Source organism: Mojavia sp., assembly GCF_059505145.1.
Map to the genome: position 1 here is coordinate 1 of NZ_JCACKA010000159.1, position 9,532 is coordinate 9,532.

A 9,532-nucleotide genomic window follows, 5' to 3' on the forward strand; every position below is an offset into this window, starting at 1 on the left:
AGTGTTTATGGCTGGTGGCGATGGAGTACGACCAAGCTAAATGGTGGAGAAGTTTTAAATGTTCGATATAGCCCAAAACGTAAAATTATTGTGGCTGCTTCAATAACAATAGCTCTAACTTTTGTTATAGGAGCATTGATGAGTCAGATTCATATAATACTACCTGCAATATTTCCAGAGAAAGCTTCTTTTCCTTACTTAGATGCACTCACAACAATTATGAGCTTTACCGCCATGTGGCTAATGACCCACAAGCGAATTGAAAGTTGGTATTACTGGATTATAGTTGATATAATCGGCATCTGGTTATATTCTGTTAAAGAAGTAAGATTTATTGCTTTACTTTATGTAATTTTGTTATTTATGGCGGTTAATGGCTTAATGTCTTGGCTGAAGACAGTTAAGTTGCACTATAGCTAGATTAATTAAGTGTGCTATTTTGACAATAGTGAAATTGAGAATCAAGATATTCTTTAATCTACTTTTGTTTTCAACACGACTCTCAATTTAACGCAGATTCTGTTTGTCCTGACTCCATACCCCAACTTTGATGCTACAGCCATCCTCTGTGTGTTTTCAAAAGTTATTTGATTCGGGCATTCCGCGCTACCTTGTCGCGTTCTAGCCAAGCCACTCTTGAGCAATTCTTCCTGAAAGCTAATCTCAACTCCACCCTTACCGTAAGCCATCACTTCTGCAACAGTGCGCCCTTGCTCATCTTTTCCTGCTGGAATGATCATGGCTTGATTATCGTTAATTGTAACAAGCGATTGTAGTTTATCTTTTGCTTTTTCATCTAATCCTGCTGTATTAATTCCACACAGCCCTATCGAGTTGGAGTTCAAGATAGATAGTTTTAAATCCGCTGTTGTTTGGGGATTCACCAATTTGGTAAAAACCGCGTTTGAGATAAAGCATCCGGGCTACATAAGAATCAGGATGTTCCCAAGTATACAAGCGTAAGTACCTTTTTGCTTTTGCTTGTGCTAAGTCGATGGTAAAGTCTAATAGCTCTTTTCCAATTCCTTTTCCCCGAAATCGTGAGGCTACACAAAACCAGCCTAACCAGTCAGCTTCTTGTTCGTCTTCGCTTTTGCAGTATAACCCAGTTAGCCCAATTACTTGCAAAGACTTCTCATCGATAGCAACCCAGTAATTGAGTTGGGTAATTCCACTGTTTGAAAACCATTGAGCATATTTATCTAGATATAAACTTGCCACCAACGATTGCCCATCACTACTATTACTCACGCCTGGGAAAACTTCCTCTCTTAAATGAATTGCTTGCTCCAGGGTTGCTATCGATAATGATTCAATGTACATAGCACTAGTCACTCAATCTTAAAGTAGCCATACTTATATCTAAGCTACTATAGGAATCGTCATTACACCCCACACCCTACACCCGCTCATCCTTGTAAATAAAGGATTTAGCGTTATCAAGCGTGCCATTCCTTCCATACCTAATTTGCTTTTCCTCTTTCAGTTTGTTTTTTTCATAGTTGAGCATGGCACCAAATCGAAACGAAATACGAGCAAGTCCTGAATCTGAATGCTGCTTTCGTAGCTTGGCTTAGGTAAATACCAAAAGTAGTCCTGGCGCACATCATCCATCCGAAATCCGCACTTTTGATAAAAAGCAATGTTGGCAATACTTGAATTAGACGGTAAATCTAAGTAAAACCTTTTGGCAGATTGAGATAATTTCTGTATCCAAAGTATACTTTTTGGTGCTAAACCTAAAAAAACACATGCAGAAATTATCTACCGCTGTTGCCGGAGTAGCCTTTATTGTTTTAGGAACCATATGCGTAGAACCAGTTCAAGCTGCCCTAATAGACTTTAACTTTTCTACTACAAATGGCGCAACAGGAACATTTACCTTGAATACGAACACCCCTCCATCTCCTGAACCTGCGATATTTCGACCTGATGTTACGGGAGTTGCATACCTTGGTGCTGTTTCTAACTTTTCTATCTCAGCGCCCTATGTCAATTTAAGTAACGTCACTGCTGACTTTGATGTTGTTCCATCTGTTAGTTCTGATCTAATTGGTTTTCCGATGAATTTGGGAGTTCTTAGCGGCGTTAGTTATCCACCTGGATGCATAACTTCTTCTAGCCTTACATGTCTATTTGATGTTGCGCTATTCTACTCAGGTAAGCAAACAGAACTCCCCATACTTTCTGAGAATCCGCTTTCTTATTCTAGAGGTGTTGGTATCGACTTCTTTGATCCTACAACAAACGAGTTGCTCATCCGTGACAATATTACCAACTTGAAAGTTGTCTCTAAGCAAGTTCCTGAGTCGAACTCTGGTTTAAGTATTTTAGTCAGTGCTATTGGGGTTGTAGGTTTACTAATAAAACGTAATTTGAACACGAAACGGTATGCCCAATAAATTAAAACTTACCATTTTTAATCCAAACTTCGGTAGCACTGTACCCGTTCCCGCATCCTTTTTGGAACGAACATACCCCTTGGTAGTATCACTCTTACTATGCCCCAACTGGTCTTGCACCTGAAAAAGCGGTTTACTCTCCACCGCCCTCGTTGCATGAGAGTGGCCTAACCACTGACAGGAAAACTCCACCTTCGCCGTTTCAGAGATATCCTGAATCAATTTTTTAATCGCGCGATCGCTCAACGGCAACCCCCTTTTTCTGGTAGTCGAGTTAATACTCCGTTTCAGACCCACCCGGTTCACTTTGGGAGTATTATGGCTTTTAGTTTATATTTTGTTCACAATTAATAATTTTAAGCTACCTAAACTTCATACCATAAAATGTATTTAAGCTCTTCACTACAGTTTTAAGCTTAATAGCATTTCCTTCACAACTTCTTGAAGCTAATATCATTACTTCTATCATTGTAATGACAGTTTAATTGGCTGATATTAGAGAAGTAATTTCAAACAAAGCTTATTAAACCTGTGAATAAGAAATGGGCTGTTAAACGACTGACAATCAATCTCACATCAGGCGAAGCAGAGAGATTAGAAAAATACTGCTCAATGACAGGACGACCAGCAACGGATGTTATTCGAGAGTTAATCCGCTCTTTGACTGTTGAAGAAGCACAAAATCCAGAGAACAAATAGGAATTAGGTTTACACAACAGGTAAAGCATTTAATGAACGGTAATACAAATATGAGAAGTAATCAGCCTCTTCCTGAAATTACAGGAAAACCTGCTCAGGTGTGGGGTAATGCTTTAATTCCTGTTAAAGGGCAAATGACCATTAAAGTAACTAGTGATACTCTTCAAGCCACAGTTAGAACCTATTTAGAAAAGAAAGACACTTGGATACGAATTCAAAATATTGATTCAGTTGAAACTCAAGAAGCACCTATTTATGCACTGCTAGTTTTTGGAGGTTCTTGTATCTTTTTTGCTTTAGGTTTACTAGTTCGCTCTTTTTTATTTGGTTTAATCATTATTGGTATAGGTGTCGGTTTGATCATATATGCAATCATCAAGAAAAATCGGTATTCGGTATTTAGCAATTCACAGCCACCGCAACTCAATTATCATTTTTATGAATAAATCGTCAGAAGTCTATCAACAGTTTGCTATGAGTGTGCTGGCATTATCCCGTAGGTTAAATACGCCCAGCACGAGCAATATACAAACAAAACAAGCCCAAGCTCCTATTCAAGTTAATTCAAAGATTAATTAATCAACATTTTATCTGCTCTGTTTATAAGCGATCGCCCAGTTTCCCTGATAATTATGTTTTGATTGCACAATCAGGTAAACTTTTTGCGTTGAATGGGAAGAGAAGATGAATCCAAATGCCACAGCCGCTCGATATGATCAAATTGCCCAATGGTGGCAGACTGAGCATCAAGATTCAACCTACGGGATCGCGCAATTGGAGCGGGCTATCAAATTTACTTCTAAGTAGGTCGGCGTAAATAATTATTGTTGCAATAAGGCAGGGGGCAGGGGGCAGGGAGCAGGGAGAAAAAGAATTTGAGCCTTATTTACCTTTGTTTACATAGTTTGGTTTTATTGCACCGACTTACTTAAGAGGCACTTAGCTATTGATGTAGGTTGTGGAAGCAGTGGGCGTTTTATCAACATCTTATCCAAGCATGGATTTCAGGTTGAAGGACTTGATATTTCCCCAGAAATGATAAATTTAGCCAAGCACCTGCATCCAGAGATTACATTTTACACTGAAGACATCTGCTGTTGGATTCCTGGGAAACTGTATAGTTTAATTTCTGCTTGGGACAGCATTTTTCATCTGCCGTTAAATGTGCAAGAGCCTGTGATGAAAAAGTTATGCGATGCTCTTGAACCGGAGGGAGTACTCCTATTCACATGTGGTGGCGGACATACAAAAAGTGAGATTTCGGGGGCATTTCAAGGTCAGGACTTTGAGTACAGCACTTTGGGCGTAGATACTTTGCTACAAATTCTCACTGACCATGACTGCACATGCCGCCACCTCGAATATGACCAATATCCTGAAAATCATGTTTATATCATTGCTCAAAAGACCTAATTATTCATTACTATTGGTAGAATAATCGCGCTCGCTACTTATAGGAACAGCTAAAAAGTATGGCAAGCTACCGATTTTTAACCGTTTGGCACTTAGATGCGCCGATTGAGAAGGTTTGGGATGCAATTATCCATTCCGAACGTTGGCCTCCTTACTGGAAAGCAGTCGAAAGCGTAGTTGAGCTACAGGTAGGGCAAACAAATGGAGTAGGGAATATCCGGCGTTTTACTTGGAAAACTCCTCTTTTCTACAAACTCACCTTTGACACTTGCATTCAGAGAATTGAAGCTCCTGTATTAATGGAAGCAGTTGCCCACGGTGAAATAGAAGGAGTCGGTTTATGGGAACTAGAAGCAGTTGAAAATGGAACGATTGTTCGCTATACCTGGACTGTGAAAACTACGAAAGCTTGGATGAATCTACTAGCAATTTTCATTCGACCCTTGATGGAATGGAATCACAACGTCATTATGCACCAAGGTGGCAAAGCTTTGGCTCAACTCTTGAATGCGCGCCTTTTAAGGAATGAATCGTATTAGAAAAAACACCTTTAAATTGCTTCTGAATATATGTTAGTAAAAAGTGATCGCCTCTGTATCGTTGTGGTGATAGGGTATTGCCCCCCAAGAGTGGGTATTATCGGTGGATGATGGACGAACACCCATCGATGAAAATTTATCAGTTAGAGGTTAGAGATGAGGACTAATTTTTGAGAAACTGGGATTAAGCTCACCCACGCTCGCCACCATACCTAAAATTCTCGACTGCAATTGCTGCCAGTTCTACTCCCATGATCCCTGTCTGTGCCGCCCATCCCACAGGGTCAGAGTCAGCCACCTGTGTTGAGTTTTTGGGAATTCGCAAGGATGATTTTTAAGAAGCAATCGCCTGCACTTCAAACAGGCGATCGCAGTGTACTAAGGCACGAGAAGGAGTTATGTTCATGTGATTCTAGCTTGTTATTAGATTGATATTATTGGCTTGGTTACCTGATTTAGACAGCCACAAGAGTACACTCGAAAGACATAGTAACCAATTTTTACTTTTAGCACTCCTCGCTCTTAAGTGATGAGTACATTAGTCATAAGTAAGTTTTTGGCACACGTTTGAGTCGGTAAAAACGGACGAAAACGTGTGTCAACTTCTCGAAAAGTACAAGCTAGACAAGCAAATCAAGCAAGTATTTGACCTCAAGTACGCTGATTTTAAACCTGTTAAAATCAAGAATGAAGCCTAACTAATAGCCGTAGATCCTTGCAAGAGCAATCACAAGCAATGCAACGGTTAACACAGCACTCAGATGATAACAATTGTCTAAAATCCTTAACAATTAATAGGGTCAAGCCAATGCAAAAACTCAACCCTAGTTCTGGAGCCTGAATCTGGAGCAACGCGATGCAAGTGAGGTGGCTGGTTTGGGCTGGGCTGGGGAGGCTGGGGAAGCAAATACAAGAAACGCCAAATAAAAATGCGTACATTTCCTATCCAGCAATGATTTGAGGCATTTGGCTGCCAATTACAAATATTTTTTTTCTCCCCCAGCTACCCCCGCTCCCCCCGCAACGCCAGCTCATTTCACGACGATCTCACTATGAGCGCGTTGCTCCCACCTGAATCTAGGAACGAGATAATCCCCTGAGGATTTTGGCAATTTGGCATCCGATAGAGTGCGGTTGCAGTTTTAATGGAAATAACAAAACAACGGGACAAGCAAAAAGCTATACGGCGGAGATGGTCAAACGATGAGCTTGTGTTGTTCCGGTGTGGGCCAGTTACGAGAGTGCTGTAGTCGAGACGCTACATGATAGATACGGCACGCAAGGTCGTGTGAAGGCAACTGGCTAGAAATGAAGGGAGAACGTATAATCTTGCACAACGTGATGAATGCACATAGCTTGCATTGCTCTTAAAGAGCCATCACCCTTGTTAGAACCTGCATTTATGCTTACGGCATAATTGATAGTTACGCAGATGTCCAAACGCCAAAAACATTGCTCCAGAAACCGTTGTCAGACGCTCAAACTCTTCACTAAAGATGGAGTGACCAATAATTGCGGTAGCGATTAAAAGCGCCAACCCCAATCCGCCAAAGCTGAGTACTATCCGATCTTTATGGCGACGACAACCCTGAGTTAAAGCCAAGGCACTGATCGGAAAGACAAACCACACCATCAGACGGTGAAAGCTTTCGCTACCAACAAAAGTCGTTGACAGTGCAGGAAGCATGACTATGATAACTGGTAGGACAAGACAATGAATTGCACACGCAGCAGAAAGTGCGATCGCAGTTTTATCCATCAAAACCTGCATTCTTGCGCTCTGCACAAGTAGTACTCCTTTGTATTGATTGTTGAGATTTGCTATTGAGCGGTAACTACCGACATTAGCTCGAATTGTATCTGGTCTTGTTACCTTCTTGAGAGTAATCTTTTCTAACTCGGAATTTCCATCTATTTTTGCAATCAAAGAGAATAGACACACATGAGCCTTCAGAAAACCTCCGGCACAGTTTGACTTTACATCTGCTACTTGAGCTTTTGAGATTTAACAATGAATCGCTGATTTATGTTCCGAAAAGTTTTATTGTCAACTCTGTTAAGGACAGAGAACGCTTAACGGGCAACAGTAAAGTTTGAAGAAAGCAGATATTGACGGGGAGCAATGCGATTTTGTCAGATCAGTAAGCTCTTGAGGCAGGGCGAGAGAAAGAAATAAGTGTATTCATGGCTATACAGGTAGTAAAAATTACTAAAACTTTTTTTGCTCCCTCTGCTCAAGAACAGCTCATTTCACATGGAATGTTCTTGATCCCCTCCGTTGGCTGTGAGTCAAGCGCAAGAATGGCGACAAGCGTCTAGGGCGATCATAAAACAAGCCTCACACGCAGTCTGTGTTAAAAGTTCTCTGCTGTGTGCTTCCTTTTAATACATCTGAGTAAATACTGATATGTTATGACTGTAGTGCAAAAAGGCGAGCGCTAGCTGTACTACTCAACTCCCGGATTTCACAAAAAACAGAGTGTAAGGCTATGTCTAACGTATCTCAATTCAAATGTGCTTGTGGAACTTGTTTATGCGTATTCTCCATTGAGGATGCCGTGATCAAAGATGGCAAACCTTATTGCTGCGAAGCTTGCGCTAATAGCCATCAAAGCGGTGAAGTATGTACTCAATGTCAAACCGTTTGTGGCTGTGCTTCATAAAAGTTAAAATCATTGGGCTTGATAAGCAGGCGGGATACACCGCTATTGTTACTAGCAATACGCTAAAAAATGCCTTGCGGGAAACCTAAAAGGTATTTTTAGAACTGATTATTTTTGCCTAGCTTTGGAGGATATTAACGTGACTGATGAACAAAATTCTTTGCTGAAAGCATCAGACATCAATTCAATGGATGCGTTTGAGTTCCATCATCCGCTTAATCCTAATTCAGAAATTTATTTACGGTTTCTTGGGCGTACTGTCGGTCTTAAACGCATTGGTGTGACGATTGCTCGTGTACCTCCGGGCAAGGAATCTTTCATTTATCACGCTCACCAGGATGAAGAAGAGTGGGTTTATATCTTGTCAGGTCGAGGTATTGCGGAAATTGGAGAAAGGGAATACGAAGTTAAGCCAGGAGACTTTATGGGATTTGGGCTACCTCAACAACCCCATCATCTTCGTAACCCATTCAATGAAGACCTTGTATACCTGATAGGTGGAGAAGCAGGACGCTTAGATATTGGCGTTTTTCCTCGGCTTGGTAAACGAGTGATTCGGGATGGTGAGTCAGCTTATATACTTGATGAGTCAGCACTTCAACTTTTTTGGAGCAGCAAGCAATCTGCTGAGGATTGATGTCTGCTAGAGTGGTTGCGGCATAACAAGTCGATGAAGCGGACGGTTGAATGATCTTGGTGCTGAGTTGTTCTTTACTTGCCGCCGTTTATCTTAGTCGTTGTGCCGCTTTCTTGTTTTGACAAAGTTCGTGATGTATATTCAAAAATTATGAGTTCAAATCAACAATTTCTACAAAATCTTTACGATGCTTTCAACAAACGCGAAATTGAAACAATCATTGCGTTTATGCAACCGGACGTAAAATGGGCGAACGGATTGGAAGGCGGTTTCGTTTACGGGCGCGACGCAGTGCGGGAGTATTGGACGAATCAATTTAAGATTATTCAACCTCAACTCGAACCATTAGATTACGAAACGGACGATGACGGCAGAGATATCGTAACAGTTCATCAAATTATTAAAGATTTGCAAGGCAACTTGCTCGCGGATATGACTGTTGAGCAAATCTTCACAATCGAGAACAATTTAATAAGTCTTTATGAACTTGGCGAGAGCGAAACAATACAAGTGACAATTCAGAAGGCTGGAACGTCTAATTAGCAGCGAAATCTTTAACTGTTAGTTCTTCTGACAATCGCGTTTCATAAAATATTTGCTTTTAAAAATAACGGTGCGGCACAACAAATCAATGGACGTGAGGGCAAAACCGATGTTGATATGTAGATGTAGACGCGCAGCGGCTTGTCCTTGACATCGCTCAATCTTTAGCCCAACTCCCTAATACTTTGCTTGAGACTGCAAATTACTGTCCTTAAACAGTCCAAAGACTTTATCAAATTCCGTGACCAAGTGCGGGATTTGCTGCACCGCTTGGAAGAAAAGCAAACCATCCCAAGGGTGAAGGCAAAACTTGAGTTGATTGCAGACATTCAAACCGAATCATGGTGGCAGGATATCACGCCGGAGTTGACCCTTACAAATGCGCCGTCAACTGCGGGATTTAGTTAAATTTATCGATCCTCAAGAACAGCAGATTGTCTACACCAATTTTGAGGATGAGCTAGGAGAAATTGTTGAGACTGACGTACCCACAAAACAAACTGGTTTCAGCCCTTATCAGTACCGCAAAAAGGTAGAGGCGTATATTCGGGAGCATGAGAATCGAATCATCGCCGCGATCGCGCAATATCCCGTTAACAGATGCAGATTTAGCATCCAAGGGAAGAATGCTGTTCA

At 41.1% G+C, this 9,532-nt stretch carries 16 protein-coding genes; 12 read left to right on the forward strand and 4 right to left on the reverse strand.

Features of this window, described 5'->3' with window-relative positions:
* Positions 1 to 420 (forward strand): nicotinamide riboside transporter PnuC (gene pnuC, locus AC5JL8_RS38600; RefSeq protein ID WP_495884954.1); only part of this gene is annotated, 420 nt, incomplete at its 5' end.
* 53 nt (positions 421 to 473) lie between these two features.
* Here pnuC and AC5JL8_RS38605 read toward each other — a convergent pair.
* Both AC5JL8_RS38605 and AC5JL8_RS38610 read right to left on the reverse strand, forming a co-directional pair.
* Positions 474 to 845, reverse strand: coding sequence for a thermonuclease family protein (locus AC5JL8_RS38605; RefSeq protein ID WP_495884955.1), 372 nt, complete (start codon positions 843 to 845; stop codon positions 474 to 476).
* The gene (locus tag AC5JL8_RS38610; protein WP_495884956.1) at positions 811 to 1,323 is read right to left on the reverse strand and encodes a GNAT family N-acetyltransferase; all 513 of its coding nucleotides are present in this window, start codon (positions 1,321 to 1,323) and stop codon (positions 811 to 813) included. Before AC5JL8_RS38610 ends, AC5JL8_RS38605 begins: the two co-directional genes overlap by 35 nt.
* 428 nt (positions 1,324 to 1,751) lie before the next feature.
* Between AC5JL8_RS38610 and AC5JL8_RS38615 the strand changes: the two genes are divergently transcribed.
* A complete protein-coding gene (locus AC5JL8_RS38615) occupies positions 1,752 to 2,402 on the forward strand; it encodes a hypothetical protein (RefSeq protein ID WP_495884957.1) in 651 nt (216 codons plus the stop codon).
* On the opposite strand, the gene AC5JL8_RS38620 is transcribed toward AC5JL8_RS38615, so the two are convergent.
* Positions 2,361 to 2,699, reverse strand: a complete 339-nt coding sequence (locus AC5JL8_RS38620) for a tyrosine-type recombinase/integrase (protein WP_495884958.1) — start codon at positions 2,697 to 2,699, stop codon at positions 2,361 to 2,363. The two genes, AC5JL8_RS38615 and AC5JL8_RS38620, sit on opposite strands and share 42 nt — an antisense overlap.
* A 234-nt stretch (positions 2,700 to 2,933) precedes the next feature.
* Between AC5JL8_RS38620 and AC5JL8_RS38625 the strand changes: the two genes are divergently transcribed.
* From AC5JL8_RS38625 to AC5JL8_RS38645, 5 genes are all read left to right on the forward strand, one after another.
* Complete coding sequence (locus AC5JL8_RS38625) at positions 2,934 to 3,101, forward strand: ribbon-helix-helix domain-containing protein (RefSeq protein ID WP_495884959.1); 168 nt, start codon at positions 2,934 to 2,936, stop codon at positions 3,099 to 3,101.
* 32 nt (positions 3,102 to 3,133) lie between these two features.
* Complete coding sequence (locus AC5JL8_RS38630; RefSeq protein WP_495884960.1) at positions 3,134 to 3,547, forward strand: hypothetical protein; 414 nt, start codon at positions 3,134 to 3,136, stop codon at positions 3,545 to 3,547.
* Between the two features lie 238 nt (positions 3,548 to 3,785).
* The gene (locus AC5JL8_RS38635; RefSeq protein ID WP_495884961.1) at positions 3,786 to 3,908 is read left to right on the forward strand and encodes a hypothetical protein; all 123 of its coding nucleotides are present in this window, start codon (positions 3,786 to 3,788) and stop codon (positions 3,906 to 3,908) included.
* Positions 3,909 to 4,046: 138 nt separating this feature from the next.
* Positions 4,047 to 4,514, forward strand: coding sequence for a class I SAM-dependent methyltransferase (locus AC5JL8_RS38640; protein ID WP_495884969.1), 468 nt, complete (start codon positions 4,047 to 4,049; stop codon positions 4,512 to 4,514).
* Between the two features lie 59 nt (positions 4,515 to 4,573).
* Positions 4,574 to 5,053 (forward strand): SRPBCC family protein, encoded by a 480-nt coding sequence (locus AC5JL8_RS38645; protein WP_495884962.1) that lies wholly within the window; start codon positions 4,574 to 4,576, stop codon positions 5,051 to 5,053.
* A gap of 1,387 nt (positions 5,054 to 6,440) precedes the next feature.
* Here the strand turns inward: AC5JL8_RS38645 and AC5JL8_RS38650 are convergent.
* The gene (locus AC5JL8_RS38650) at positions 6,441 to 6,980 is read right to left on the reverse strand and encodes a MerC domain-containing protein (RefSeq protein WP_495884963.1); all 540 of its coding nucleotides are present in this window, start codon (positions 6,978 to 6,980) and stop codon (positions 6,441 to 6,443) included.
* 562 nt (positions 6,981 to 7,542) lie between these two features.
* On the opposite strand from AC5JL8_RS38650, the gene AC5JL8_RS38655 reads away from it, so the two are divergent.
* From AC5JL8_RS38655 to AC5JL8_RS38675, 5 genes are all read left to right on the forward strand, one after another.
* On the forward strand, positions 7,543 to 7,716 hold the full coding sequence (locus tag AC5JL8_RS38655) for a metallothionein (protein ID WP_495884964.1): 174 nt from the start codon (positions 7,543 to 7,545) through the stop codon (positions 7,714 to 7,716).
* Between the two features lie 139 nt (positions 7,717 to 7,855).
* A complete protein-coding gene (locus tag AC5JL8_RS38660) occupies positions 7,856 to 8,353 on the forward strand; it encodes a cupin domain-containing protein (protein ID WP_495884965.1) in 498 nt (165 codons plus the stop codon).
* Between the two features lie 150 nt (positions 8,354 to 8,503).
* Positions 8,504 to 8,896, forward strand: a complete 393-nt coding sequence (locus tag AC5JL8_RS38665; protein ID WP_495884966.1) for a nuclear transport factor 2 family protein — start codon at positions 8,504 to 8,506, stop codon at positions 8,894 to 8,896.
* A 189-nt stretch (positions 8,897 to 9,085) separates the two neighbouring features.
* Positions 9,086 to 9,304, forward strand: a complete 219-nt coding sequence (locus AC5JL8_RS38670) for a hypothetical protein (protein WP_495884967.1) — start codon at positions 9,086 to 9,088, stop codon at positions 9,302 to 9,304.
* The coding region (locus AC5JL8_RS38675; protein ID WP_495884968.1) for a hypothetical protein at positions 9,276 to 9,532 on the forward strand (257 nt) is incomplete at its 3' end. The genes AC5JL8_RS38670 and AC5JL8_RS38675, both read left to right, overlap by 29 nt.

Excerpts from the sequence above, each read along its gene's own strand:
- AC5JL8_RS38645 (WP_495884962.1), top strand. The coding sequence starts at position 4,574 with ATGGCAAGCTACCGATTTTTAACCGTTTGGCACTTAGATGCGCCGATT.
- AC5JL8_RS38665 (WP_495884966.1), top strand. The coding sequence starts at position 8,504 with ATGAGTTCAAATCAACAATTTCTACAAAATCTTTACGATGCTTTCAAC.
- AC5JL8_RS38635 (WP_495884961.1), top strand. The coding sequence starts at position 3,786 with ATGAATCCAAATGCCACAGCCGCTCGATATGATCAAATTGCCCAATGG.
- AC5JL8_RS38655 (WP_495884964.1), top strand. The coding sequence starts at position 7,543 with ATGTCTAACGTATCTCAATTCAAATGTGCTTGTGGAACTTGTTTATGC.
- AC5JL8_RS38615 (WP_495884957.1), top strand. The coding sequence starts at position 1,752 with ATGCAGAAATTATCTACCGCTGTTGCCGGAGTAGCCTTTATTGTTTTA.
- AC5JL8_RS38630 (WP_495884960.1), top strand. The coding sequence starts at position 3,134 with ATGAACGGTAATACAAATATGAGAAGTAATCAGCCTCTTCCTGAAATT.
- AC5JL8_RS38610 (WP_495884956.1), bottom strand. The coding sequence starts at position 1,323 with ATGTACATTGAATCATTATCGATAGCAACCCTGGAGCAAGCAATTCAT.